At 62.2% G+C, this 25431-nt stretch carries 22 protein-coding genes; 4 read left to right on the forward strand and 18 right to left on the reverse strand.

Annotated elements, in window-relative coordinates; translation table 11 throughout:
* Positions 1–7: 7 nt before the first annotated feature.
* The 7 genes from IPM89_06065 to IPM89_06095 all read right to left on the reverse strand — a co-directional run bounded on the left by IPM89_06065 (position 8) and on the right by IPM89_06095 (position 7699).
* Positions 8–1153 carry a succinylglutamate desuccinylase/aspartoacylase family protein gene (locus tag IPM89_06065; protein ID QQS55366.1) on the reverse strand — a complete coding sequence of 382 codons (1146 nt, stop codon included), beginning with the start codon at positions 1151–1153 and terminating at the stop codon, positions 8–10.
* A gap of 30 nt (positions 1154–1183) precedes the next feature.
* The gene (locus IPM89_06070; GenBank protein QQS55814.1) at positions 1184–2059 is read right to left on the reverse strand and encodes a fructosamine kinase family protein; all 876 of its coding nucleotides are present in this window, start codon (positions 2057–2059) and stop codon (positions 1184–1186) included.
* A gap of 49 nt (positions 2060–2108) precedes the next feature.
* The gene (locus IPM89_06075) at positions 2109–2927 is read right to left on the reverse strand and encodes an endonuclease/exonuclease/phosphatase family protein (GenBank protein QQS55367.1); all 819 of its coding nucleotides are present in this window, start codon (positions 2925–2927) and stop codon (positions 2109–2111) included.
* A 10-nt stretch (positions 2928–2937) separates the two neighbouring features.
* On the reverse strand, positions 2938–3573 hold the full coding sequence (locus tag IPM89_06080; protein QQS55368.1) for a thiol:disulfide interchange protein DsbA/DsbL: 636 nt from the start codon (positions 3571–3573) through the stop codon (positions 2938–2940).
* 50 nt (positions 3574–3623) lie between these two features.
* Positions 3624–4802: a c-type cytochrome biogenesis protein CcsB gene (gene ccsB / locus IPM89_06085; protein QQS55369.1), complete on the reverse strand. Its 1179-nt coding sequence runs from the start codon at positions 4800–4802 to the stop codon at positions 3624–3626.
* A gap of 36 nt (positions 4803–4838) precedes the next feature.
* On the reverse strand, positions 4839–6908 hold the full coding sequence (locus tag IPM89_06090) for a cytochrome c biogenesis protein ResB (protein ID QQS55370.1): 2070 nt from the start codon (positions 6906–6908) through the stop codon (positions 4839–4841).
* Between the two features lie 182 nt (positions 6909–7090).
* Complete coding sequence (locus IPM89_06095; protein ID QQS55371.1) at positions 7091–7699, reverse strand: cytochrome c4; 609 nt, start codon at positions 7697–7699, stop codon at positions 7091–7093.
* A 179-nt stretch (positions 7700–7878) separates the two neighbouring features.
* Here IPM89_06095 and IPM89_06100 point away from each other — a divergent pair, with 179 nt between their 5' ends.
* Positions 7879–8535, forward strand: a complete 657-nt coding sequence (locus tag IPM89_06100) for a YihA family ribosome biogenesis GTP-binding protein (protein QQS55372.1) — start codon at positions 7879–7881, stop codon at positions 8533–8535.
* A 7-nt stretch (positions 8536–8542) separates the two neighbouring features.
* Here the strand turns inward: IPM89_06100 and IPM89_06105 are convergent, their stop codons facing one another.
* Genes IPM89_06105 through IPM89_06130 form a run of 6 tightly spaced genes read right to left on the reverse strand, consistent with a single transcriptional unit; the run spans position 8543 to position 13693 of the window.
* Positions 8543–9277: a DUF484 family protein gene (locus IPM89_06105; protein QQS55373.1), complete on the reverse strand. Its 735-nt coding sequence runs from the start codon at positions 9275–9277 to the stop codon at positions 8543–8545.
* 34 nt (positions 9278–9311) lie between these two features.
* Entirely contained in the window at positions 9312–10142 is an 831-nt protein-coding gene (gene dapF / locus IPM89_06110; protein ID QQS55374.1) for a diaminopimelate epimerase, read from the reverse strand.
* 50 nt (positions 10143–10192) lie between these two features.
* Positions 10193–11767 carry a GNAT family N-acetyltransferase gene (locus IPM89_06115; GenBank protein QQS55375.1) on the reverse strand — a complete coding sequence of 525 codons (1575 nt, stop codon included), beginning with the start codon at positions 11765–11767 and terminating at the stop codon, positions 10193–10195.
* A 47-nt stretch (positions 11768–11814) separates the two neighbouring features.
* On the reverse strand, positions 11815–12237 hold the full coding sequence (locus tag IPM89_06120; GenBank protein QQS55376.1) for a CoA-binding protein: 423 nt from the start codon (positions 12235–12237) through the stop codon (positions 11815–11817).
* 58 nt (positions 12238–12295) lie between these two features.
* Complete coding sequence (lysA, locus tag IPM89_06125) at positions 12296–13543, reverse strand: diaminopimelate decarboxylase (protein ID QQS55377.1); 1248 nt, start codon at positions 13541–13543, stop codon at positions 12296–12298.
* 3 nt (positions 13544–13546) lie between these two features.
* Positions 13547–13693, reverse strand: a complete 147-nt coding sequence (locus IPM89_06130; GenBank protein QQS55378.1) for a lipoprotein — start codon at positions 13691–13693, stop codon at positions 13547–13549.
* A gap of 133 nt (positions 13694–13826) precedes the next feature.
* Between IPM89_06130 and IPM89_06135 the strand changes: the two genes are divergently transcribed.
* Positions 13827–14513: an alpha/beta fold hydrolase gene (locus IPM89_06135; GenBank protein QQS55379.1), complete on the forward strand. Its 687-nt coding sequence runs from the start codon at positions 13827–13829 to the stop codon at positions 14511–14513.
* A 17-nt stretch (positions 14514–14530) separates the two neighbouring features.
* Here IPM89_06135 and IPM89_06140 read toward each other — a convergent pair whose 3' ends face one another.
* The 5 genes from IPM89_06140 to pap all read right to left on the reverse strand — a co-directional run bounded on the left by IPM89_06140 (position 14531) and on the right by pap (position 21252).
* Positions 14531–14869: a hypothetical protein gene (locus IPM89_06140; protein QQS55380.1), complete on the reverse strand. Its 339-nt coding sequence runs from the start codon at positions 14867–14869 to the stop codon at positions 14531–14533.
* Positions 14870–15133: 264 nt separating this feature from the next.
* Complete coding sequence (locus IPM89_06145) at positions 15134–16420, reverse strand: MmgE/PrpD family protein (protein QQS55381.1); 1287 nt, start codon at positions 16418–16420, stop codon at positions 15134–15136.
* Positions 16421–16525: 105 nt separating this feature from the next.
* On the reverse strand, positions 16526–17449 hold the full coding sequence (locus tag IPM89_06150; GenBank protein QQS55382.1) for a CHAD domain-containing protein: 924 nt from the start codon (positions 17447–17449) through the stop codon (positions 16526–16528).
* A 16-nt stretch (positions 17450–17465) separates the two neighbouring features.
* Positions 17466–19715: a polyphosphate kinase 1 gene (gene ppk1 / locus IPM89_06155; GenBank protein QQS55383.1), complete on the reverse strand. Its 2250-nt coding sequence runs from the start codon at positions 19713–19715 to the stop codon at positions 17466–17468.
* 13 nt (positions 19716–19728) lie between these two features.
* A complete protein-coding gene (gene pap / locus IPM89_06160; protein ID QQS55384.1) occupies positions 19729–21252 on the reverse strand; it encodes a polyphosphate:AMP phosphotransferase in 1524 nt (507 codons plus the stop codon).
* Positions 21253–21531: 279 nt separating this feature from the next.
* Here pap and IPM89_06165 point away from each other — a divergent pair, with 279 nt between their 5' ends.
* Both IPM89_06165 and IPM89_06170 read left to right on the forward strand, forming a co-directional pair.
* Positions 21532–22443, forward strand: a complete 912-nt coding sequence (locus IPM89_06165) for a lytic transglycosylase domain-containing protein (GenBank protein QQS55385.1) — start codon at positions 21532–21534, stop codon at positions 22441–22443.
* Positions 22444–22744: 301 nt separating this feature from the next.
* Positions 22745–25423, forward strand: coding sequence for a calcium-translocating P-type ATPase, PMCA-type (locus IPM89_06170; GenBank protein ID QQS55386.1), 2679 nt, complete (start codon positions 22745–22747; stop codon positions 25421–25423).
* The last annotated feature ends 8 nt before the right edge of the window (positions 25424–25431 follow it).

Consider the following 25431-nt stretch of genomic DNA (forward strand, 5'->3'; position numbering starts at 1 on the left):
CCCGCGCTCAATCCTCCAGTAGTTTCCCGGCCTGACGGTAACCCAACGACTCCCGACCGGCTACCTTGCAGAATTTCTGTCCGGGTCGGGTCAACCGTTCGGTCATGCGGGCAAACAGGAGACCACTCGTTGCGGTACGGATTGCTCGGCGAGCCGCGCCGGGCGGGTCGCCGAGCGGGTCCATCAATTCCACGACTATTTCGCCCTCCATGACGTACTCACCCAACTGTTTGCGATAGATCAGCACGCCAGCGGCCGGCGCGGTCAGCACGTCCACCCCATCCAGCGGGGTTGGCTGGCAACGCGGTTCCGGCAGCGGCCCCGGTTCGCCGGCGATCACGCCGCGTCGTTGTAAAAACCGCAGCAGCGCCGCCGCGTCGGCCGCCGCGTATTCATCGCTTACATCCGTTTGCCCGCGTAGTTCCACCGTGGTCGCGAAACAGGCCAGCGGCACCGGACCTTCCGTCGCCAGTGCCGCGCGCAGCTTCCACCAGGGACTGGCGCAGGCTCCGTCGAACGGATTGCCGCCTGGATCTTCTTCCAGCAGGATCGCCGCCGCCCCCAGTTCCGCGCCCAGCGTCCGCGCCTCGTCGGCCTGCCAGCGCGATGCATACAGGTGCAATAGCGACTCGCTGTCGCAGTGCAGGTCGAAGACGAAATCGGCGTCAATGGCCTGCCCCAACAACGCCAGTTTGAGCACGTCCGTCTCCCGCGCCACCCGCTGTTCGGCCAGCACCGTCCGCAAGGTTGCGCGGACCAACGCCGCATTATCGACCGGATCGGCGCGCAACCGCCCCCGCAACCGCTCCAGCGCGAACGGCGTCAAGTCGGGAAAGCCGCGATTGAAATTGCCGCTGCCCTCGAAATCGAAACGGCCCAGCAGGCGACCGTTGCAGTGCTGGTTCAAGCCAATCGGATTGGCAACCGGCACCACCACCACTTCACCCACCATCCGGCCCTGTTCCTGGGCTTGCTCCAGTCCACGCAGCAGGTGTTGCGCCACCAACAGGCCCGGTATTTCATCGGCGTGCAGGGCGGCCTGGAAATAGGCTTTGGGCCGCGCGCCGGGCACACCGTAGCGATGGACTCGCAGCGTCCGCTGCGTGCCGGGCGCCGGTACGGGCAATTCGAGGTGATCGGTGGCTGTGGGCATTGAGCGTTCTCCTGAATCAGGCGTCCCCTGTCAACCCAATTCCGCCAATAGTTGGTCGATCATGTGCTCGGCCTGGGCGCGGTAGCCGCCGCCGAACAGGTTGAGATGGTTGAGTACGTGGTACAGGTTATACAGCGTCCGCCGTTGCGGGTAACCCACATCCAGCGGCAGCGCTTCCCGGTAAGCGGCGTAAAAACATTCTGGAAAGCCACCGAACAATTCGGTCATGGCCAGATCCGCCTCGCGGTCGCCGTAGTAACAGGCTGGGTCGAAGATGACCGGATCTCCATCCACCGTGCAGCCGGCGTTGCCACTCCACAAATCGCCGTGCAGCAGCGCCGGCACCGGCCGGTAACCGATGAACAGCCCCGCGAACCGCGCCAGCAGTTGCTCGCCTCGCCGTCGCAGTTCGCCTCCATGCCCATGGTGGGCGGCCAGTTCCAACTGAAAGCCGAGCCGCCGCTCACGCCAGAATGTGATCCAGTCATCGCCACGATCATTGGGCTGGGGGGTCGAACCGATGGTGTTGTTCCGATGCCAACCGAAAAACGCTTGGGGAATGCGATGCAGCGCGGCCAACTGGTGGCCCAGCAGATCCAGCGCCCGCGGGCCGCCTCCGCCCAGTGGCAGGTACTCCAGCACCAGAAAAGCCAGACCGGCGGCGGTACCATGCCCGATTGGCAAGGGAACCCGCACGGCTTCGGTCGCGGCCAGTTCCGCCAGGCCGGCGGCCTCCGCCTCGAACATGGTCTGGACCACGGTGGCCGCGCCATGGGTCTTGACGAAAAAATCCCGCTCGCCGTCTCCGACTCGCCAAGCCTGATTGATGCAGCCACCACCGAGTGGCTGGCGCTGCCGAGCGACGAAGCGCTGGTCGGTCACCGCGCCGATGCGTTGCTCCAACACATTCCAGAAACATTCTGAATTCAAAGGAATAAAGGCCGTTTAATAAACCTCAGGGGAGCGAATGCAATTCCCTGATCCGATCCTTGTCTTCTGGCTCCCGCACCCTGCATTCCTCCGGCAACCGCACCTCCATGGCGATCGGCAGATGATCCGAAAAAACGTGGTTCAACACCTCCACCCGTTCGACCGCGATGGACGGCGATACCAGAATATGGTCCAGATGCCGGTCCGGCTGCCAACTGGGAAAGGTTTGCAATCCGGGCGCTGGCTCGCACAGGCGGGCCGTCGCCAACAATGTCCCCATCTCCGGGCTATCCGACCGGCAGTTGAGGTCGCCCATCAGGATGACGTGACGGTAATCGCGCACCAAATGAGCCAGAAACTCGATTTGCAACAATCGGCCGCGCCGGCCCAGCGCCATATGGATGATCAGCACATGCAAGGCATCCTCCCCCGCGCCGAACCGGACTTCCAACACGCCCCGACCTGGAATCAGTCCAGGCAACTTGTGCTCGGTGATGGCGGTCGGCCGGATGCGGCTGAGCACCGCATTGCCGTGCTGCGAAATCATGCCGATCCGGCGGTTGGACTGATCGAACAGGTACTCGAAGCCGGCATAATCCGCCAAATATTTTACTTGATTGACGAAACCGCTACGCAGGCTGCCAGCGTCCACTTCTTGCAAACCCACCAGGTCGTAGTCGGTCAATACCCGAGCGATGCCGTCCAAGTTGCTCATCCGCGATGGCACCGGCACCAGATGTTTCCAACTGCGGGTAAAATATTGAGAATATTTGCGGGTGGTCAACCCGCTCTGGATATTGTAACTGAGCAGCCGCAAGCGGCGTGGTTCGCCTTGGTCGCTCATCGTGCGCCGGCTAGCCGCCTCCGGGCGCGGCGGCTTCCTGGACGATCAGGAAATCCACGACTTCAAACATGCGCGGCGAGCGCACGTCGTACTTGCCGTTGACGATCACCGCCGGGACGCCTCGCACCCCATAACGCTGCGCCAGCTGGTTGCCGCGACGCAATTGAGTTTCGGTCTGGAACGAGGAGTAGGCCTTACGGAAGGCATCCTGATCGACGCCATGTTCGGCGAAGAACGCCGCCAGGTCATCTTCGTCCTTCAGCTTGTGCTGATGCATGGCCGCAAACAAGGGCTCATGAATCTGCTCCAATACGCCCAAAGCCTCGGCGGCATAGTAGGCACGGGCGCCAGGCTCCCAACTGGCCCCAAACGCGACCGGAATCCGCACGAAAGCGACATTGTCTGGCTTGTGTTTCAGCCATTCCCGCACTTTCGGCTCCAAATCGAAACAGTGCGGGCATCCGTACCAGAACATCTCGATCACTTCGATCTTATCGGGCATCTCTGTCGGCACCGGTGTCGACAGACGCACATAATCCTTACCCTCCTCAAACGGCGGCGTGGCCGGATCGGCGGCGTGGGCGACGACCAGCGGCAACGCGCAGGCCAGCACGATCAGCAGCAGGCGACAAAATGGATTCGGCATCACGGGAACTCTCTCGATTTCGGTTGGCGAAAACGGGGCGGCGGACTGGCTTACAGCGTGCCGTAGGAGTGCAGCCCCGACAAAAACATGTTGACCCCCAGAAAAGCGAACAAGGTCACGAGCAGGCCAATCACCGCCCACCAGGCCATCGGCGCGCCGCGCCAGCCCTTGGTCAGCCGCAGGTGCAGCCAAGCCGCATAGTTCAACCAGACGATCAATGCCCAGGTTTCCTTGGGATCCCAGGACCAGTAACCACCCCAGGCCTCGGCCGCCCACAGCGCGCCGAGAATGGTGGCGATGGTAAAGGCGGCGAAACCCAGCGCGATGGCCTTGTACATGACATCGTCCAGCAGCTCAAGCGGCGGCAACACCCGCGCCAGCAGGCCATCCGGCCAACGCGCCTCCACGCCGGACCGCAGCAGGTAGGCCACCCCGAGCATCGCCGCCAAGGAGAACGCACCATAACCGATGAAGTTGGCCGGCACATGGATTTTCATCCAGTAGCTCTGCAAAGCCGGAATCAGCGGCTGAATGTGATGGGCCTCGCGGTCAAAGGTGTACCACAGCAGGAAGGCGACGGCTCCGCTGATCACCAGCAGGGCGAAACCACCCATGGCGCGGGTGCGGTGGCGATCCTCGTAAAAGAGATAGAGCAGCGCGGTAATCAACGCAAACAGGATGAACACTTCGTACAGGTTGCTGACCGGGATATGACCGATGTCGGCCCCCAGCAGATAGGATTCTCGCCAACGCACCAGCAGGCCGGTCGCACCCATGACCGTTGCTGTCCAGGTCAGGGCGGTCGCGGTCTCGCCGACAAATTCGGAACGGCTGAACAGCGCGACAAAATAGGTGACGGTGGCCAGCACGTACAAGGCGCTCATCCACATGAACGCGACCTGGCTTTCCAGAAAATATTTGAGCCAGAAGTCGCTCTGGCGCAACGCATAATCCGCATCGTAACGCCACAGCGCCAGCGCCGCCAACACCGCCACCGCCAGGGCGAACAACCGTACCGGTTTCCAGTACAACCCCCAAGCGATCAGCCCCAGAGTGCTACCGGCCTGGATGGCGATCTCGTAGCCATCCATGTACGAGCGATAAAACCACCAGACCAGGATCGAGCCAGCCGCCGCCAGCAGCATCCACAGCCCGTCCCGAACCGTCAAGCGGCGCCAAAAAGACGGTTGCTCCCACTGCTCCAACATTGCTTCGCGCGTTACCGCCATTGCCATTCCGCTCCTCTCATAACTATCGCTACCGCGCTATTTTGCGTCCGCCGCCGACATCTTCGATGGCACAGCGGACGAAGCGGACTGTTTTTCTTCCGCTGACCCCAACCGCCGCTCGAACATCGACTGTAAGCCGGCGAATTCGCGGGAAAATTCGGTTTGGTGGCGATTTCCGGTACCGGCCAGAATCAACCGGGTCGCCCCATCCTCGATCGCCAGCCAAGCCCACAACCGACGATGCGAAGTATAAAACATGATGAAGACACCGATGACCAGTAAAGCAAAGCCGGTGTAGACCACGCTGACTCCACCGCTGTGGGTGACTTGCAATCCAGAAGCCTCCACCTGCTGAAAACCGCTCAGTTGCAGGTAGAAGGGCGAGGCATAGGCCGGCAGCGCGGACAGCGCCGACACGGCGTCATTGAAAAACGCCTCCTCGCGCTCGCCGACACCATGCTCGACATCAACCCCCTCCTCGCGCAGCACCTCGATGAAGATTTGGGCCAAGGTATCACGCAGGATATTGAGATACAGCGCACTCGCCTCCCGCAGCCGTTCGGCCGGCACCACCGTCTTGGCTCGCTCCGCCACCGCGGCGGTGCCGCCCTGAGCGAACAATTCGACCAAGCTCAACCGCACTCGTTCGAGGTCGCGGCGGTATTCCGGGTTTTCGTCCGCTGCCGGCCCGGAGCGGGCCAGCACACCATGCAGCCAGTCGGAATCGCGCAAGCGGGCGTTGAGGCGCAGGAAGCGTTCGGGACTGTTGTTCGGGTCCGCCGGAATATGCAGATAGGTAAACGGCTCACCGGGCTGGGCGCGCATGCCACTGATGAAAAACCAGCGGCCCTCCAGTTGCACCGGCGCCATGTAATTGAAGTATTCCCGAGCCTCGCCGGCCGCGTCGCGCAGCTTGAAACCAATGCTGGGGCCAAAGTTGCGGAACTTGCGCTCGCCGGGCCGGACGTCAGGCTCCGGCAGCAGGTTGAACAGGCGGAAATCGTCCACTTCCAGGGAAAGCGGTCCAGTCGGTCCTCCCACTTTCAGGGAACTGCCCACCGTACCCTTGGCTTCGGTCGGCTCCAGCCGGGCGACGGTCACTGGCCAGGCGCGCAGATCCAGCTTGGAGCCGCCGTCGCCGAAGTCGGACTGGTAAATCGAATAACCGCGATAAGTTAGCGGGTGGTTGACGCGGATGGTCGCTGCCATGGGCTGGCCGCCCAGATGCTCCCGATCATGGATAAGCACTTGGCTGACGAAGGATTTTGGCTGACCGGTGTCGTAGTAGGCGACCTGGAAATCTTTCAGCTCGATGGCGAATGGCAGTTCCTGCAGCACAAAACCGTCGCGGGCGCGAACGAACACGAAATTGGCCGCGGCGCCCTCGGGCAGCATCACGTTGCCACGGAACGCCGGCACCGCGCCGGGCGCCAGCCGGCTGGCCGGAGGGATGTCGCGGGCGGCCAGGTCTCGGGTCTCCAGCACGATCTCGCCACGCCACTCCTTCAGCTTCAGCCACAGATTGCCATCCAGCAGGCCACCGATGCCGATCATCACCACCGCGGCGTGCGTGAACAGATAACCGAGACGGTTATAGCGGCCTTTCATCGCCGCCACTACCCGGTGATCGCCGCTATCGTGGGCGCGCCAGCGGTAGCCTCGCGCCCGCAGCATCTCGGTCACCGCGCTCTGCGTGGCGTCAAGACCACGATCCGGCAGCCGCCACTCGGCGTGCTGGTGGAAACCGCGCAGCGAACGCGCCTGGACGTTGGCGCGGAACCGCACCATCTCCCGCAGCATTCCCGGTACCTGACGGTACAGACAAACGCTGGTGGATAAAATCAGGAACGCCAGGATAGCGACGAACCAGCCAGCGCCGTAGACATCGAACAACCCCAGCCGACGCAACACCTCGAACCAGAACGGCCCGAACTTGAGCAGGTAATCCGGATAGGGCTGGTTCTGCTGCAACACCGTGCCGATCACCGAGGCGACCGCCACCACCACCAGCAGGGTGATCGCCAGGTTCATGGAACCGAAAAATTCCAACAACACCCAGCCCAGGGTACGGCGGTGATCGGATTGACGCGCGGCGGTTTCGTTCACGGTATGGTTCGGGAAAACGTGCGGGAAGCCTGTTCGACCCGACCGGGCGGCATCGGTTCAGGTCTTCCGAACCGCTTTGAACCTGATCGCTGTCGAAGCCAGATGGCGTGGAAGAAAAAAGGGTGGCCATTCAGCCACCCTTTTGCGAAACCGGCGGATATCCGGCCCGGTTCGCCCAAGATTTATTGCAGGCCCTGCACGTAGGACGAAACCGCCTTGATTTGCGGGTCGGTCAATTTCGCCGCGATGACCCGCATCATCTGCCCGGCGTCGTTGGCGCGTTCCATGGCGCGGAAGGCTTTCAACTGAATCTCGGCGTATTCCGCGTGCTGGCCGGCCAGCGCCGGGAACTTGGCGGCCGGGTTGCCGGCACCGGTGGCGCCGTGGCAAGCCGCGCAGGCCGGAACGCCGCTATTGAGATCCCCGCCGCGAAAGAGCGCCTCGCCCACCGGCGCCAGGGCCGGATCGGCCGCGGCGCGGGTGACCTGCTGGGACGCGAAATAAGCCGCCAGATCCTCCATATCCTGTGGGCTCAATGGCGCGACCATGCCAGCCATGATCGGGTTGGCGCGGGCTCCACTCTTATATTCCTGCAATTGCTTGAGCAGATAATCAGCGCTTTGCCCCGCCAGTTTGGGATACTGGGGATTGGTGCTGTTGCCGTCCGGACTATGGCAAGCCGCGCAGGTCGCGGACTTGGCTTTACCGGCGGTGGCGTCGCCAGCGGCCAGCACGGCGGTTGTGGAACCGAGCAATGCGCAGGTCGCGGCGATCACAACGAGTTTTTTCATTTTTGGAAGGCTCCTGTACGATGACGGTATTCGGTTCAGGCGACCTGCCGCCGGCGCGGAACAGAGCAACGCGGGCCGGTGGCCAAGCCTCGCTCGGCGGTGACGGAACTGGTGCTTGCCTGAATCGGTCCCGTCCCGAAAGCGGCAGTTTTATATATCAGTTTCGGCCTTTGAGTTCAATGAGAAACCCCAACGATACTACCTCTATCGCTACCCGAACCGCACCGACCACCGGTCGCTGGCGCGGCGTCCGTTTTCTGTATAGCGTTAACGCCTTGGCCCAGCTTCCGCCCGATACCGGCCGGGAAGTAGCCTTCGCCGGCCGGTCCAACGCCGGCAAATCCAGCGCGATCAACCTTCTCACTGGCCAACGGCAGTTGGCCCGAGTCAGTAAAACGCCCGGCCGGACCCAACTGCTCAACTTTTTTCTGGTGGAGCCGGATCGCTACTTGGTCGATCTGCCGGGCTACGGTTATGCTCGGGTTCCCGACTCAATTCGCCGGCACTGGGGAGAACTGCTGGAACGCTACTTGACCGGGCGCGCGGCGCTGCGCGGCCTGCTGCTGCTGATGGATATCCGCCATCCGCTGACCGACATGGATCGCCAACTGCTGGACGGCTGCGCCGCCCGCGAACTGCCGGCGCACATCCTGTTGACCAAGGCGGACAAACTCAGCCGGGGCGCGGCGCTGGCGGCGCTGGCCCAGTTGAAACGGGCGCTGGCGGCGAATTATCCGGGCGCCAGCGCCCAGTTGTTCTCGGCACCGACCGGCCAGGGTATCGGCGAAGCCCACGCGCGACTGGATGGCTGGCTAGGGTATCGGGAAGAACAGTGAAAGCGCCTTAGCCCTCATGCGCCGAGGAGGGGTCGGACCGCGCCCGCCACCCGTCGGCCAACAGACGCGCCCGTAGCGCCCGACCGACCAGCTCGCCGGCCCGCCCCAGAAACAGCGTGCCGGCGCCGGGATGAAAGCGCTGCTCGTCCCAACTACCCAGCGCCAGCAGTCCACGCCACCGGCCGTCGCCCAGGGGAACCAGTGCCGCCGAAGCCACCCGCGGCGCGCAATCGCCGAACAGCGCGGTGGCCTGCTCCGAACGCAAGCGGCCACAACGTGATTTGCCCACCTGCAGCAAGCCTTCGAACAGAGCGAGCACATCCGGGCGCAGGAATTCCGCCGCCCCCGAGTCGGCGACGAGCGCGGCTTCCAGACACAGGGCGACGCAATCGGCGTTGAATTCGTCCCGTAGCACCGCTTTTATGCGATACAGCAGCCCATCCAATTCGTTCGGCGCATCCAGCAGGTCCAGCGCCAGCCGCTGAACCCGTTCCGCCAGCCGGTCGTTGTCGCGGGCGATGCCGACCAGTTCCAACAGTTTGCCATGCAGGCGCTGGCCACGCTCCCGCAACAACCGGTTCTGGTACTCCAGCAACGACACCGCCGGCTCGCAGGGATGAGGCACTCGCAAGCTCTCGACCAGGTCGGGATGACCGATGAAAAATTCGGGATGCTCGCGCAGCCAGTTGACCACGACGCGCTCGATCTCCGTCGGACCCGGTACCGCCTGTTCGTCACTCATCGTTCGATCCACCTTGCGGTTGGCCGCCTCGCGTTCATGGCTCGATCCAGCCTTCGAACACCGTTACCGCCGGCCCGGTCATGGTTACCGGCTCACCTTCGCCCGCCCAGTGGATATCCAACACGCCACCGGGCAGCTCAACCCGCACACTTGGCCACAGCAGGCCCCACAACCGGCCGGCGACCACCGCCGCGCAGGCGCCGCTGCCACAGGCCAAGGTTTCGCCGACACCGCGTTCGTAAACCCGTAGCCGGGCCTGGTCAGGCGCGACCACCTGCATGAAACCGATATTGGCGCGTTGGGGAAAGCGGCCGTGCCGCTCCAGCAAAGGCCCCAGATGCGCCACCGGCGCGTGCTCCACATCGTCCACTCGCAATACCGCGTGTGGGTTGCCCATGGACACCACGCCGATTTCCAGTTCGATCCCGTCGGCGGCGATCGAATAGAGCGGTGCGCGCTCGGTGGCGAAAAAGGGCACGTCGACCGGATCGAGCCGCGGCTGCCCCATGTCCACCGTCACCCGGCCGTCCGCTTGGATCGTCAGGCGCAGCAAACCGGTCGCGGTCGCCACGCACAGGCTATTCTGGTCGCTCAATCCTCGATCGCGCACGAAACGGGCGAAACAACGGGCCCCGTTACCGCACTGTCCTACCTCTCCACCGTCGGCGTTGAAGATCCGGTAGCGAAAGTCGGCGTCTTTCCGATCGGAAGGTTCGACCAACAGCACCTGATCGCAACCGATGCCAAAGTGACGATTCGCGAGCCGGCGGATGTGCTCCGGCGTCAACGCCACGGGCTGGCTGACGCCGTCGATCACCACAAAATCGTTGCCGAGCCCTTGCATCTTGGTGAAGTGAAGTTTCATCGCCTCGACCCCAACCAGCTCAAGCAAATTTATTTTTGAACTTCAAAATACTAACTCCTCCCCGTCCACGCAATCTTGTACAAATCCAGCCGCCGGTCGCGGAAGTTGCGCACACTGCCATGCATGCGCATCTCCTTAAGATTATCCAGATCCAGATCGACGATCAGCGTCATTTCGGTGTTCGGCGTAGCCTCGGCGGCGATGGCGTCATGCGGGAAAGCGAAGTCGGACGGGGTGAACACCGCCGCCTGAGAGTACTGCATATCCATGTTCTCCACTCGCGGCAGGTTGCCGACACTGCCGGAAATCACGACGTAGCATTCGTTCTCGATGGCCCGGGCCTGCGCGCAACGCCGCACTCGCAGGTAGGCGTTCTTGGTGTCGGTCCAGAACGGCACGAACAGAATCTGCATGCCTTGATCAGCCAGCAAACGCGGCAATTCCGGAAATTCCACATCGTAGCAGATCAAAATGCCGATCTTGCCGACATCCAGTTCGAATACCCTGAGCGAGTCGCCGCCCTGAAGACCCCAATAGGATCGCTCGTCCGGGGTAATATGCAGCTTGGATTGCTTGTCCCAGGTACCATCGCGCCGACACAAATAAGTGGCATTGTACAACGCGCCACTCCCATATTCCGGCATGCTGCCGGCAATAATGTTGACATTATAGGCTACAGCCAACTGCGAAATGGCATCGCGCAGCGGTTCGGTATACTCGGCCAGTTGCCGCACCGCCTCGGCGGTGTTGCGCTGGTTGAACTGAGCCATTAGCGGACCGTTGAAGAATTCCGGGAACAACACGATGTCGGTCTTGTAGCCCGCCACCGCATCCACGAAATATTCGACCTGTTGCAGCATATCCTCCAGCGATACAGTCTGCCGCATCTGCCACTGCACCGCCCCAACCCGCACCACCGATTTGCGGCCACCGATCAGGACCTCCTTGTCTTCATAGTAGATGTTCAGCCATTCCAGCAGCACGGCGTAAGCCTGGGACTCGGTATCGTCGGGCAGATAGCCGGTTACGATCTTGCGCACGTGGAAGTCGTTGGCCAACTGGAAAGTCAGGATGGGGTCCACCAGCTCCTTGGCCCGCACCTGCTCCACGTACTGCTGGGGAGTCATATCGTGGGCGTACTTGCCGTAGCCGGGGATCCGGCCGCCGACGATGATGGCTCGCAGATTGAGCTTCTCGCACAGCTCCTTACGGGCGTCGTACAGCCGCCGGCCGAGCCGCATGTCGCGGTAATCGGGATGGACAAAGACATCCACGCCATACAAGGTGTCGCCATTGGGGTCGTGGGTAGTGAGATAGCCGTCACCGATAATCTGATTGTAGGTGTGGCGATCGCCGTGGCGACCGTAGTCCACGATCAGGCTGATGGTGGCCGCCACCACCTTGTCGTTATCCTCGATGCAAATTTGCCCTTCCGGAAAACGGGCGATCTGGGAAGCGAACTGCTCGCGACTCCAGGCGCCGTCCATGCTGGGGTAGACCGCTTCCATGATCTCCTCGACATCGCCGTAGTCGGACAGACGCAGGTTGCGTAGTTTCAGCCGGTGCTGGACCGGGTGCTCGAGGGTTCGATGCTGAACCGGGTGTTCGGAAGTTTGATCGGTCATTGCAAAATCGAGCTTGCGCGGTTAGAGGTTGGAAACGGCGGGCGCGGTCATGCCACCAGCCGGAGGTAGTCGCGGTAGATACAACGGTCCATCACCACAGTCAATCCGGCCGCCCGCGCCCGCAACGCCGCCGCTGCATCGATCACGCCATCCTGTAACCAGAGGGCGGGCAGTTTCAGGGCAACACAGTCGTCGGCGATGGCGGCGACATGGCGGGGATCGCGGAACACGTTCACCAAATCCACCGGCTCGGGCAGATCGCGCAGGCGGGGATACGCCCGTTCGCCCAGCAGCTCCGTCACCGCCGGATTGACCGGGATGACGCGGTAGCCGAAGTCTTGTAGCGCCCGGGCAACTCCGTGGCTGGGCCGCGCCGGCGAGGCGGACAGCCCGACCACGGCGATGGTCTTGATCCGCCCCAGGAGGGCGCGGATTTCATCCGTCGAGGGATTGGTGAAACGTGGGTTCATGAAATGGGCTCTTTACGGGACTTCCACCAGGCCGTCGCCGGACCACGGAAACCCAGGTTTACGACCACACCGCTTCGCCGGCATACAGCTCCGCCACCGTCTCCCGCCGGCGCACCACCTGGAAACGGCTACCGTCCACCATCACCTCGGCGGCGCGGGGCCGGGAATTGTAATTGGAACTCATGGCGAAACCATAGGCACCGGCGGAACGCACCGCCAACAAATCACCCGGTTCGATGTTCAATGCCCGGTCCTTGCCAAGAAAGTCGCCAGTCTCGCAGATCGGTCCCACCACATCGTAGCAGCGCGGCTGACCCTGAACGCGCGGCTCGACCGGGATGATCGCCTGCCAGGCCGAATACAGCGCTGGTCGCAACAGGTCGTTCATCGCCGCGTCCACCACCGCGAAACTCTTATCCGCGCCCTGCTTCAATAATTCCACGCGCGTCACCAGAATGCCGGCGTTGCCCACGATGGCCCGGCCCGGCTCGATCAGGATTTCGTAGGGCCGGCCGCGCAGGCGTTCCATCAGAGCGGCGGCGTACTCGGCCGGCAGCGGCGGCTCTTCGTCGCGGTAGCGGATGCCCAATCCCCCGCCCAGGTCGAGATGATGAAGCTGAATCCCCTGCTCTTTCAGCCGTGCCACCAGCGCCAGCACTCGTTCCAGCGCATCCACGAACGGCGCCACCCGGGTCAACTGCGAGCCGATATGGCAATCCACGCCAACGACTTCCAGATACGGCGAGGCGGCGGCCCGCGCGTAAACCGCCAACGCCCGCTCCACCTCGATGCCAAACTTGTTCTGCTTGAGTCCGGTGGAGATATAAGGATGCGTATCGGCGTCCACGTCCGGGTTGATGCGCAGCGACACCGGCGCCCGCCGGCCCCGTTCCGCCGCCACACGCTCCAGCAGCGCCAACTCCGCCTCGGATTCGACGTTGAAGCAGCGGATGCCCACTTCGAGCGCGCGCTCCAGCTCGTCACGACGCTTGCCGACTCCCGAAAACACGATTTTTCCGGGATCGCCGCCGGCCGCCAGCACTCGTTCCAGCTCGCCGCCGGATACGATATCGAAACCGGACCCCATCTGGGCGAGCACGTTCAGCACCGCCAGATTGCTATTGGCCTTGACCGCGTAGCAGATCAAATGTGGATGCTCGCCGAAAGCCTGGTCGAAAGCGCGCCAGTGGCGTTCGATCGTGGCGCGGGAGTAAATGTAGCAAGGGGTGCCAACCGTCGCCGCGATGTCGGCGACCGACACACCCTCGGCATGCAACCGGCCGTCACGGTATTCGAAATGGTCCATGATTCAAGGCTTCGCGGTGGGGGGCTGCTCGGACGACGACGGTTGCGACTGGGGCTTGGGCAGATACAGCGGACCCTTCTGGCCGCAACCGGCCAGAAGCGCCGCCAACAGCAGTCCCGTCAGCACCCGTCCGGGGCGAAATCTAGGCATCGAAACAATATCCTGAGGTCGGGCATGAAAATCGTCGCCAGTATAGCGCGCAATGGGCTGAACGACGTGGCTTGACAAGCCGGGGCGCTTTCCCCGGTAATGCCGCCCAATCGCCAACCCACGGGAATTGTTCATGACCGATATGCCGCCGCTGACCACCGTTGAAATCGAACCTGCCGGCACCGCCCGCTCCAGCGTGATCTGGATGCACGGGCTGGGCGCCGATGCCCACGACTTCGAACCCATCGTGCCGGAACTGCGCCTGCCACCGGAGCTCGGTATCCGCTTCGTCTTCCCCAACGCGCCGAGTCGCCCGGTCACCATCAACGGCGGGATGCGGATGCGGGCCTGGTACGACGTGCTGAGCATGGACCTGCCCCGTCAGGAAGACCCCGACGGCGTGTACGCCTCCGAACGGGCGATTTACGAATTGCTCGAACGCGAGAAAAAGCGCGGAATCCCCGCCGAGCGCATCGTACTGGCCGGCTTTTCCCAAGGCGGAGCCATGGCGCTGCATACCGCGCTGCGTTATCCCGAGCCGTTGGCCGGCATTCTGGCCTTGTCCTGCTACCTTCCCCTGGCCAGCAAGCTGAATGGCGAACGACGATCGGCCAATCAGCAGACACCGATCTTCATGGCCCACGGCGGCCACGACGCCGTCATTCCGCTGCGCTACGGCCAGCAAAGCGCCGAGGCGCTGGAGAGCCTGGGTTATCGAGTGGAATGGCGGGATTACGGGATGGGCCACGAAGTCTGCTGGCAGGAAATCCAGGATGTCGCCGGCTGGCTGGGGCGCGTGCTGGCCGTTTCCAGGGCTTGAGCGCTCCGGCCAACCGGTTAGCGCTTCGGGCTTCGCCCCGCCGGCATAAAACCCGCCGGCTTGGCCCCGATCCACGCCACAAAGCGGCGAATCGCCGGATGCGCCAGCAAGGCTTCGCGGCTGCGGTAGCCCGCCGCCATTTCCTTCTCGCTGAGCACGCCATGAATATGATCGTGGCAGGGTCGGCAGATCCACAGAATGAGGGCGCGTGCTTCCTCGCGCTCGAACAACCGTTGGGTGCGCTTCTTGCGATGGCGGGCGCGGGGAATCAAATGATGGCGGGTCAGCGCGGAGATGAACCTGCCGCACAACTCGCAACCGGGTGGTTTGGGCGGAATGCGACGGGACCCGATCATGCGCGTCTCGGAGCTCAAACCCACGCTCGGTACCTTGAAAACAAAAAGGGCCGGACAAAGAGCGTCCGGCCAAAAACCACCAAAGGAGGATGTGCAGCAGACTGAGGAGAAGCAAAGATGCCTACTGCACGGCGGCTATTCTAGCAAAAAATTTAGAGCAAACACACTATTTTTCGTTGTTTTTCGGCAAAAAACAACATTTTAATTGGAAAACAACCAGTTACCTCTAATTTTTTGTTGCACCACTGAAATATTTGCTCAAATTTAAGGCAACTCCGGTAGCACCGAATCATCGGACAACGCCAGTATTGCATCGATGAGCCGGTCTGGCTCGCGGATTCCGCCATGAACCATCAACATCCGCGCCTTGGCGATCAATGCGACCGGCGTCAGCGGCGCTTCGGGATCGCCCTTGGCATGAGTTCGCCCGACCGTGATCCGTTCGCCCTCGTGCGGCACCACCGTCACCGCGCTCCCCCAGGCCGAGGGATAAGCAGCGGCATAGGGTTCGGCCACTCGCAGGGTCACCCGCCCGCGCAATTCCGCCAGTTCGGCCCGCGCCGGCTCGGCGAAAGCGGCGAAATCCACGGTATCCCGCGCCAACGCCGCCGCCACGCAATGTTGCAGCGAGAATTTGGCCTCGTAATCGCTCCGCGGCAGTGGCCGATCGCAAACCTCCAGCGCCGCCGGATAACTCTCCACTTCCACCCGCTCGATGGCGCCAACCGGGCAACGGTGCCGTAATTCGCGAGCCGCGTCGATGGCCGGATGAGTATGCCGGCAAGACGGCCAAGGTTTGATCGAGGTGAGCAACAATTGCCAGGGACCGTCCGGGTCGCGTGTCACCGCGGCGGGGTCGGCATCGGGACAGGTGGCGGCGAACCAGCCCTTGGCCCCTTCCAAGATGGCTGGCGGACCGGTGAAGCCGAACCGGGCCAGATCCGCCGCCAACACCCCTGCCTCCGCCGCCCGACCGGCGTGCAGGTGCTTGGTCATCGTCCCGGTCTCCAAAAACTGCCACAGCCCGGAAGATTGTGCACCGGCATTACCCAGGGCGTGGACCGTGGCCGGCATATCCAGCCGCAGCAACGCCGCCGTCGCCATGGCCGAACCATAGGGACCGCAGGTGGCGGTGTTGTGCCAAAGCCGATAATGGGTCGGGCCGACCGCCATTCCCACCCGAGTCACTGCCTCGAACCCCCACAGCACCGCCCTCAGCATGGCATGGCCGCGAATGCCTTCCCGCGCCGCTACCGCCCAGGCCGCCGGCACCACCACGCAACCCGGATGCACTACCGAAGCCCGGTGCAGATCGTCGGTTTCCAGAATATGGGTCAGCGACCCCAACAGGAAGGCGCGCCGGGCGGCGTCGGCGATCGCGGTTTCGTCGGCCCAGCGCAACAGGATCGCGCCCGGCTCGCTCGTCCGCGCTCCCAGCGCGTTGGCCATCGCATCCAGCGTCAGCAACGCCGCCTGTTCCAAATCGGTGGCCACGACCGGTTTGCCGGTAATCAGTTCGGTCAATTGTTGAGTTAAGGTTGGTCCAGACATGGTGATTCTCCCGTAAGGAACGAATTGGCCGCCGGATGTCGCGGCGGCGGCCAACCGCACTTGTGCTTTGCCATGGACTTGGCCACCGCGCGGAAAATGGCCGAGTCACTCCTTCCAGGGTCGCTCGCATTCCACGAAGCGCCGCCAGGACTCGACAAACTGGTATTCGTGGACATCCAGCCGACAACCGTACCAACCGTCGATCACCTGTCGGGCGGCGGACACCGTGCTCAGTCGCGCCTCATCCAGCAGCCGCCGCGTGACCGCGATGTCGTTCATGACCCCCAGGTCATCTTGCAGCTTGGCCAGGGCGCCCAGAAAGGGTTTGACTGGCGCCACCGGGTAGAGACTGGCGAAGAAATCCAACGCGTAGCGCAGTTCCTTGATGCGAATCCGCAGTGCGTGCCGTTCCCCGGCGACCAGTCGGACGAAATCCTCGCCCCGCTTCAGCACCCGCCGATCATCGTCTTCCAACAGCGGGGTGGCAAACTTCAGCACCGGTCCATCCAGCCGCTCCCGCCGCGAGTCAGTCAGGTTCTCCCGCCAGGCGCGGTGATCCAACCAGCTGGCAAACCGCTGCAACAGCAGGGGATAACGCGGTTCTTCCAGCGCCGCGCGCAAGCTTCGATGGTGGCTCCAACGAAGGGTCTCGGCCCTGGCCCGCAACAGCCGCAGACCGCGCTTGCGGGGAAAACGGGCGAACATCGGGGCCATGCCCTCCTCCAGAAACACATCCCAGTCGCGGGCCGGCCCCAGAAAACCGTTCAGCCAGCGGATATCCGTTACCAGTTCGGCGCTGGCCTCGCGCGGGATCAGCGGCCGGAAGATCTTGAGGCCGGAACGCAGCCGGCGGAATGCCACCCGCATCTGATGAACGCCCTCGACCTGATCGTCCAGCACCGCCGGCCGATTGGCCTCGGCATGCACCAGACAGGCGCCGACGATGGCGATGAAGGCTTCTTCGCTGGTGGTGTCGGCCGCCAGGGAGAGCGGGTTGGCCCTGACGTGGGTGACGGCTTGCGAACTCATGGGGCGCAACCGCCGATCAGCGCTCGAAGATCGGCCGCCGGGCGATGCCCTTGGGTTTGCGCTTCTTCAAGCGTCGAGCCTCCTTTTGCCGGCGCTCGGCCAGCTCGATCAGTATCAGTTGGGAGCCGCGCGGATCGTCGCCCTCGCCAGGCATGCGCTGAATGTAGGTCCCGTCGGGCTGCATGTCCCAGGCGTCGCGCCGGTCGTTAAGCTGAACATCCAGAATTTGCCGCAGTTCCCGCTGCAACTCCGGGGGCTCCACCGGCGCCACCACCTCGACCCGGCTTTCCAGATTGCGCTTCATGCAGTCGGCCGAACCGATGAAGTATTCCTCGGCCCCCCCATTCAGAAAATGGTAGATCCGGGTGTGCTCCAGAAACCGGCCGACGATGCTCACCACCCGCACCTGCTCGGACAGCCCCGCGATGCCGGGTCGCAATCGGCAGGTATCGCGGATGATCAAATCCACCGGGATGCCGGCCTGCGACGCTCGATACAGCGCCGCCGTGATGTCCTTGTCCTCCAACGCATTCATCTTGAACTGAATTCGCGCCGGCCGGCCGGCCCTGGCGTGTTCAATCTCCCGCTCGATCTTGGCCAGCAGCGCCGGCTTAAGCACCTTGGGCGCCGGCAGCAGCTTGCGGTACAGCCGTTTGGGCACATAGCCGGTGGTCAGATAGTTGAACAGTTCGGTCAGATCCTCGCCGATGGGCGGGTCGCAGGTCAGCAGGCCCAGATCGCTGTACAGTCGGGCGGTACCGGCGTGATAGTTGCCGGTACCGATATGGGCGTAGCGGCGCAGGCCGTTGTAGTCGCGCCGCACCACCAGGATGACCTTGCTGTGGGTCTTCAGCCCCAGCACTCCGTAGGTCACATGGATACCGGCTTCTTCCAGCCGGTTGGCCCAGCGGATGTTGGCCGCCTCGTCGAAGCGCGCCTTCAGCTCCACCACCACCGTCACCTGCTTGCCGTTCCGCGCGGCATCGATCAGGTAGTCGATGATCTTGGAATCCTCCGAGGTGCGGTACAAGGTCATCTTGATCGCCAGTACCTTCGGGTCGAAGCTGGCTTCCAGTAAAAACCGCTCCACCGAGGTCGCAAACGATTCATAGGGGTGTTGCAGCAGGATCGGCCCGGTCTCGCGGATGATGTGGAAAATATTGCGCTTGTCGCTCAGCTTGGGATGATCGAGGGGATGGTGCGGGGCATCGTGCAGGTCGGGGCGGTTGATGCCGACGATCTGGAACAGATCGCGCAGCGCCATCATGCCATCGACTTCGAACACCTCGCTGGCCTCGTCCAGACCCAGTTCGGCGGCCAACATGCCCCGGTGCACGGGGTCCATGTCTTTTTGCACTTCCAGCCGGACGATGGGAGCAAACTTGCGCTCGCGCAATTCGGTTTCGATCATCACCAGCAAATCGTCGGCCAGATCCTCGTCGCGCTCGGTGATGGCATTGCGGGTGACGCGAAACAGCTCGCAGGCCTCGATCACCATGCCGGGAAACAGCAGGTCGAGATTACTGGCGACCACCTCCTCCAGCGGTACGTACAACTCTTCGTCGCCGACCTTGAGAAAGCGAGGAATGCCGGAACCGATCGGTACCTTGATCCGCGCCAGCCCGCTGGCGTCGTCGTTGGGATAGCGCACGGTCACCAGCAGATTGAGCGACAGGTTGGAAATAAACGGGAACGGGTGCGCCGGGTCCATGGTCTGCGGCGTAACCAGCGGAAAAATGTTTTGCAGATAATACTCGCGCATCTGCTTGCGCTGTTCCTCGGTCAGCCGCCGGTGGCTGCGCAAAATGATGCCCTGCTCCTTCAGCAGACGATGCAACTCGGACGCCAGCAGTCGCTGCTGCTCCACGATGTCGCGCACCACCACCAGGCACTCGCTCACCTGCTGCTCGGGACTACGGCCGTCCACCGTCAGTTCCCGTACCCGCGCACCGATCTGTTGTTTGAGACCACCGATGCGTTTCATGAAAAATTCGTTCAGATTGGAACCGACGATAGCCAGAAACTTGACCCGCTCCAACAGGGGGTTGCGCGCGTCCTGGGCTTCGTGCAGCACCCGCTGGTTGAAGGCCAGCCAGGTCAGCTCGCGGTTCAGATACCATTCGGGAGCGTCGGGATCGATCGTGGGCGGTGACGGCGCGGCCACCTCCTCGACCGTGATTTGCTCGTCGCGCCGCTCGCGACGCGCGCGCGGTTTAGTTTCCACGGTTTCGACGTCATGCACGACGGATTCGGTGGATTCGGTCATGGCAAACACACCTTCAAGGTTTTTGTTTCGGTTGTTTCGGTTGGCCGGCGAGCGCCGTCTCCAGCCGCTCGCAGAGCGTCCGCAGCACTTCGACGCGTGCATAGCGTTTATCGTTCGCTTCGATCAGCGACCACGGCGCCTGATGGGTACTGGTTCGCTCCACCAGGTCATTGACCGCCAGTTCGTAATCGGCCCAATGCTCGCGGTTGCGCCAGTCCTCATCGGTCAGTTTCCAGGCCTTGTAGGCAATTTGTTCGCGCTCCTTGAAGCGCTGCAACTGTTCGTCCGGGGTAATGTGCAGCCAGAATTTCACCAGCACGATGCCGCTTTCCACCAATTGCGCCTCGAAGTCGTTGATCTCGGCGTAGGCGCGCTGCCATTCGCGGGTGCCGGCGAATCCCTCGATCCGTTCCACCAGCACCCGCCCGTACCAACTGCGGTCGAAAATGGTGACCCGGCCGGCGCGCGGCAAGTGCCGCCAGAACCGCCACAAATAATTGTGCGCGGCTTCCTCGTCGGTGGGCGCGGCGATCTGGATCACCTGATAGTCGCGGGCGTCGAGAGCGGTGGTGATACGACGGATGCTGCCTCCCTTGCCGGCGGCATCCCAACCTTCGAAGACCAGAATGGTCGAAATCCTGCGCTCCCGAGCCGCGCGCTGCAGTTGGTTCAGTTGACTCTGGTAGTGCTTCAAGCCGGCGGCGTAGTCTTCCTTGGACAGGCTCTTGTCCATGTCCAGCCGCGACAGAATGGTGACCGGCGGCAGGCCCGACTCCGACGGAAACGGCTCGGGTAGATGAACGGCGGCGCCGGTCGCTTGCGTCTTGGCCTCTTCCAGCCGGAAACGGATGGCATCGCGGATAGCGATCGCCACCGAAATACTCCGGTAGCGGGCGTCGTAACCTTCGACGATCTTCCAGGGCGCCAAGCCGGTGCTGGTCTTCATGATCGTGCGCTCGGCGGCGGCGACGAATTGCTCGTACAGCTCCCAGTGCCGCCAATCGCGCTTGGAAATCCGCCAGTGCAACAGTGGATTCTTTTCCAGCTTGCGCAAACGCTCCTTCTGCGCGTCCTTGGATAGATGCATCCAGAATTTCAGGATCAGCGCACCGTCGTCCGCCAAGGTTTTCTCGAACGACTTGATCCGCGCCAACCGCTCATCGAACTCGGCCAGACCGACGCGGCCGTAGACATGGTCGAGGATCGGCACCGAATACCAGGAGCTGAGGAATAATGCGATTCGCCCCTTGGGCGGCAACTCCCGCCAGAACCGCCAGTATGCCGGCCGGTCGCGCTCCTCATCGGAAAGCTCGCCGAAGGCGCGGGCCATCAACCAGCGTGAATCCATCCACTCGTGCAGCTTGTTGACCGTTTCGCTTTTACCGGCGCCGTCCACTCCGGCAAATACCACGATCACCGGAAAATCGGCCTCCCGCAACTCCATCTGCATCATCAGCAGCTCCTGCCGCAACCGAGGAATCTGTTGGTGATAATCCTCCTTGGGCAGCTTGCGTTGCAGTTCGGCGGTTCTGAACATCGTGACCTCTCACAGGCTGGGAGCGAAACCCAACGGACGAACCGGCTTTACCAAGTGGCGTCCGCCAGAATATTTTCTTTTCTCTGACGATTCAGTGCGTTGATTCCGGAAAGGCCCCGAACGGGCTCGCGGGGCACACTCGCAAACGTGTGGTTCGCGCGGTTTATGTTAATCTTAGTTCCATTAACCGACAGACGCTCGACTCTCCCGCTTGAGTCAGACGGCTACCCAGTCGTCGCTTACAATGACTAAGCTTTTCGATAATAAAAGGAGAACCTGATGAAGCGGCTGCTATTGGCCGGTTTGGTTCCGGTGGCCTTGGCGCTGGCCGGACCCGCCCAGGCGGATATTTACGCCTTCGTCGACAGTAACGGGGTACGGCATCTGAGCAACGTCCCCAACGACCCCCGCTACAAACTGGTGATGCGCACACCAGCCTACAGCAAGAAAGCAGCCCAGAGTTCCAGCTTCGCCCCCAGCAATCTGTACAGCCCCGGCGGCAAGCAGATCCCCCAACGCACCGGCCGCGCCAGCCGCGCCAGACTATCCCGCACCGGCGAAAACAACCGCCAACGATTTACCCCCGACGTCAACCGCATCGCCGCGAAATACCGGCTCGACCCGGCACTCTTGCACGCCGTCATCAGCGCCGAATCCTCCTACAACCCCTGGGCGGTATCCCCCAAGGGCGCCATGGGGCTGATGCAGCTCATGCCGGGCACCGCCGAGCGATTCGGGGTCAACAACGCCTACGATCCGGTCGCCAACATGCACGGTGGCGCCCGCTACCTGCGCTGGCTGCTGGACCACTTCAACGATACCCGGCTGGCGGTGGCTGCCTACAACGCCGGCGAGGGTGCGGTGCAAAAATACGGCAACCAGATCCCGCCGTACAAGGAAACCCAAACCTACGTTGACCGTGTGCTGAGTTTCTATCAGAAATACCGGGCGGATGGCCTCTATTACACCGGCGCAAGCAGCGGCTCGCTGGCGCTGAACAACGCCAGTGGATACTATCCGGGCCGAACCGGAGGCGTGACCATCATCACCCCGCGCACCAGCCGGACCGCGCGTACCCCGCAAACCACCTACCTGCGCCCCACCGGTAGGCAGGTTGTCGTCGGCAACAGCAGTATGGGTCGCCCCACGATCACATCCAGCAATTCTCTATTTGCCGGCAACGATCGATAAGCGGTATAAACGGCCTGTCATTCCCGCGAAAGCACCATGGCCAATGGTGCTTTCGCGGGATTATTTCTCGGTCGCCTAGCATGGCGGGCTCTTATCCCTCCCCAGCTTTGATAAACTGAACTCCATCCCGCCACGATAGCCCGCGCCGATCCCCCGCAATGAGGGTTCCCAGTCGCGGAACTCGTGGAATGTCCGAGGGAATCAAACTTGCGAAGCGCCTGCCTCCAGGGCTTGAGTCCAGGGTTCCACACCGCTGCCCGCTTCGCGCTATCTCCGAACTCACTCCAGTTGAAGAGCCACCATGAAATTCACTTATCCAGGTTTGACCGATCGGGAAGTGGAAGCTTCCCGCGCCCAGCACGGTTCCAATGCCGTAGCCAGCCAGGAGGCTGAAACCTTCTGGGATAAGCTGTTGGGCAACCTGAAAGACCCGATCATCATCATCCTGATCGCCGCTCTGCTGATCACGGTCCTGTTGACGATCTTCGGTTATGCCGAATGGTACGAAAGCGTCGGTATCGCCTTTGCGGTGGTGATCGCCACCTTCGTCGCCACCTGGTCGGAACACAGCAACGAACAGTCTTTCCAGAAACTGCTGGAAGAAGCCTCAATGATTCTGGTCAAGGTGTTCCGCAATGGCCATCTGACCGAAATCTCGATCAATGAGCTGGTCGTCGGCGATCACGTCCTCTTGCAACCGGGCGACACGGTTCCGACCGATGGACTGCTCATCGCTGGCCATGCCGAGGTGGACGAAGCGGCTTTGACCGGCGAATCGGAACCGGTCAAAAAGACCGCGCTGCCCGAAGGTGCCGATCCAGCGGCGGAGGAACATCAGTTGTTTCGCGCCGGTCTGCTGGTCGATGGCGAATGCGTGATGCGGGCCAGCGCGGTGGGCGATCAAACCCGCTACGGCCAAACCATGAAGGAACTGCTGTCCGCCGAGGATCGGCTCTCGCCCCTGCAACACAAGCTGACCGTATTGGGCGGGCATATTTCGACTTTTGGTTACGTCGGCGCCACCCTGATTTTCCTGGCCTTCATGTTCAACAACATCTTCCTGCAAGCCGAGAGTTTCGACGCCTACTGGGCGCAGGAGGGCGGACTCATTATCAAGGATTTCGTGACGGCGGCGATTCTGGCCATCATCGTGGTGGTGGTGGCGGTACCGGAAGGTTTGCCGATGATGATCGCCATGGTGCTGGCGATCAACATGAAAAAACTGCTCAGCGTCAAGGTGCTGGTGCGCAAGCTGCTGGGCATCGAAACCGCCGGCAGCTTGAACATCCTGTTCACCGACAAGACCGGCACCTTGACTCAGGGCCGCTTGTCGGTCAGCGCCTTCCTCACCGGCGCGGGTACGCGGCATGAAAAACTGGACGACATTCCCCAGACCTTGCGCGACACCGCCGGCTTCGCTTTGCGCAACAACACCAGCGCGGTGATCGACGCCAGCGACCCGAACGACCCTAAAATGGTCGGCGCCGACCGCACCGAACAGGCACTGCTCCGCTTTGTCACGCCGTACTTGGCGCAGACCGGCAACGTGGACATCGTCGATCTCATTCCCTTCAATAGCACCCGCAAGTTTTCCGCCACTCAGGTCACCGGCGACCGGGCGTTGACTCTGGTCAAGGGCGCCCCGGAAGTGATTCTGCAAAACTGTACGCGCTGCCTGGATGCCGATGGCAACGCCATCGATCTCAGCGATCAAAGCGCCCTGCAAGCGGCCATGCACGAACTGTCTTCGCGGGCCATGCGCCTGCTGGCGGTGGCGGTGAGCGAAACGCCGATCGACGGCGACAAGACGCTTCCCACCCATCTGACCCTGGTCGGCGTGTTCGGGATGCGCGACGAACTGCGCGAGACTTCCTATGCCTCGGTGAAAACCGCCAAGAACGCCGGCATTCACGTCATCATGATCACCGGCGACGCCAAGGAAACCGCCCAAGCCATCGCCAAGGACGTGGGGCTGCTGGAAGACGATCCACAGGCGATCATCCTCACCTCCGCCGAGCTGTCCCAACTGTCCGACGAGGAAGTGAAGCAGAAACTACCGCATCTCTATGTGGTGGCGCGCGCCTTCCCGACCGACAAGAGCCGCTTGGTGAAGCTGGCCAAGGAAATGGATCTGGTGGTCGGCATGACCGGCGACGGCGTCAACGATGCGCCAGCGGTGAAAAACGCCGATGTTGGTTTCGCCATGGGTAGCGGTACCGAGATGACCAAGGAATCCGGCGACATCGTCATTCTCGACGACAACTTCTCCTCGCTAACCAAGGCGGTGCTGTACGGGCGCACCCTGTTCAAGTCGATCCGCAAGTTCCTGATCTTCCAGTTGACGGTCAATGTCTCCGCCATTCTGGTGGTGTTTCTGGGCCAGTTCTTTGGCTTCGACCTGCCGCTGACCATGACCCAGTTGCTGTGGTTGAACATCATTATGGACACCTTGGCGGGGTTGGCCTTCGCCGGCGAGGCCGCGCTGGAACGCTACATGCTGGAAAAGCCGATGCGGCGCGACGAACAACTGATCAACACCGACATGTGGTCGTCGATCCTGATCAACGGCGTCTTCATCGCCTTCATCAGTATTCTATTCCTGACCAGCGACCTGACCCGGACCCTATTCTCCGGCGGTCATGAGATCGGCTCCGATGCCGCCCAGGCCAAGTTCCTGACGGCGTTTTTCGCCTTCTTCGTGTTCATCCAGGTTTTCAATACCTTCAACGCCCGTACCCAGGGGTTGAATCTGTGGGAGCATCTGCTCGACAACCGCTTGTTTTCCATCATCATCCCCTTGATCATGGTCATCCAGATTTTCTTCATTAGCTATGGTGGTGAAATCCTGCGCACAGTAGGCTTGTCGATACAGGAATGGGTTTACGTGCTGCTGCTGGCCGTCGTGATCATTCCGGTCGATCTGCTGCGCAAGGTGATTCGCAACCGATGGTTCGACAATCCGGTGCGACTGGAAGCTTGATGAAATCG

This window comes from Candidatus Competibacteraceae bacterium (assembly GCA_016699715.1).
GTDB lineage: Bacteria > Pseudomonadota > Gammaproteobacteria > Competibacterales > Competibacteraceae > Competibacter.

Bases quoted from the DNA above. Each gene is read 5' to 3' on its own strand.
- IPM89_06065 (QQS55366.1), bottom strand. From the start codon at position 1,153: ATGCCCACAGCCACCGATCACCTCGAATTGCCCGTACCGGCGCCCGGC.
- IPM89_06075 (QQS55367.1), bottom strand. From the start codon at position 2,927: ATGAGCGACCAAGGCGAACCACGCCGCTTGCGGCTGCTCAGTTACAAT.
- IPM89_06080 (QQS55368.1), bottom strand. From the start codon at position 3,573: ATGCCGAATCCATTTTGTCGCCTGCTGCTGATCGTGCTGGCCTGCGCG.
- ccsB (QQS55369.1), bottom strand. From the start codon at position 4,802: ATGGCGGTAACGCGCGAAGCAATGTTGGAGCAGTGGGAGCAACCGTCT.
- IPM89_06095 (QQS55371.1), bottom strand. From the start codon at position 7,699: ATGAAAAAACTCGTTGTGATCGCCGCGACCTGCGCATTGCTCGGTTCC.
- IPM89_06100 (QQS55372.1), top strand. From the start codon at position 7,879: ATGAGAAACCCCAACGATACTACCTCTATCGCTACCCGAACCGCACCG.
- IPM89_06105 (QQS55373.1), bottom strand. From the start codon at position 9,277: ATGAGTGACGAACAGGCGGTACCGGGTCCGACGGAGATCGAGCGCGTC.
- dapF (QQS55374.1), bottom strand. From the start codon at position 10,142: ATGAAACTTCACTTCACCAAGATGCAAGGGCTCGGCAACGATTTTGTG.
- IPM89_06115 (QQS55375.1), bottom strand. From the start codon at position 11,767: ATGACCGATCAAACTTCCGAACACCCGGTTCAGCATCGAACCCTCGAG.
- IPM89_06120 (QQS55376.1), bottom strand. From the start codon at position 12,237: ATGAACCCACGTTTCACCAATCCCTCGACGGATGAAATCCGCGCCCTC.
- lysA (QQS55377.1), bottom strand. From the start codon at position 13,543: ATGGACCATTTCGAATACCGTGACGGCCGGTTGCATGCCGAGGGTGTG.
- IPM89_06130 (QQS55378.1), bottom strand. From the start codon at position 13,693: ATGCCTAGATTTCGCCCCGGACGGGTGCTGACGGGACTGCTGTTGGCG.
- IPM89_06135 (QQS55379.1), top strand. From the start codon at position 13,827: ATGACCGATATGCCGCCGCTGACCACCGTTGAAATCGAACCTGCCGGC.
- IPM89_06140 (QQS55380.1), bottom strand. From the start codon at position 14,869: ATGATCGGGTCCCGTCGCATTCCGCCCAAACCACCCGGTTGCGAGTTG.
- IPM89_06145 (QQS55381.1), bottom strand. From the start codon at position 16,420: ATGTCTGGACCAACCTTAACTCAACAATTGACCGAACTGATTACCGGC.
- IPM89_06150 (QQS55382.1), bottom strand. From the start codon at position 17,449: ATGAGTTCGCAAGCCGTCACCCACGTCAGGGCCAACCCGCTCTCCCTG.
- ppk1 (QQS55383.1), bottom strand. From the start codon at position 19,715: ATGACCGAATCCACCGAATCCGTCGTGCATGACGTCGAAACCGTGGAA.
- pap (QQS55384.1), bottom strand. From the start codon at position 21,252: ATGTTCAGAACCGCCGAACTGCAACGCAAGCTGCCCAAGGAGGATTAT.
- IPM89_06165 (QQS55385.1), top strand. From the start codon at position 21,532: ATGAAGCGGCTGCTATTGGCCGGTTTGGTTCCGGTGGCCTTGGCGCTG.
- IPM89_06170 (QQS55386.1), top strand. From the start codon at position 22,745: ATGAAATTCACTTATCCAGGTTTGACCGATCGGGAAGTGGAAGCTTCC.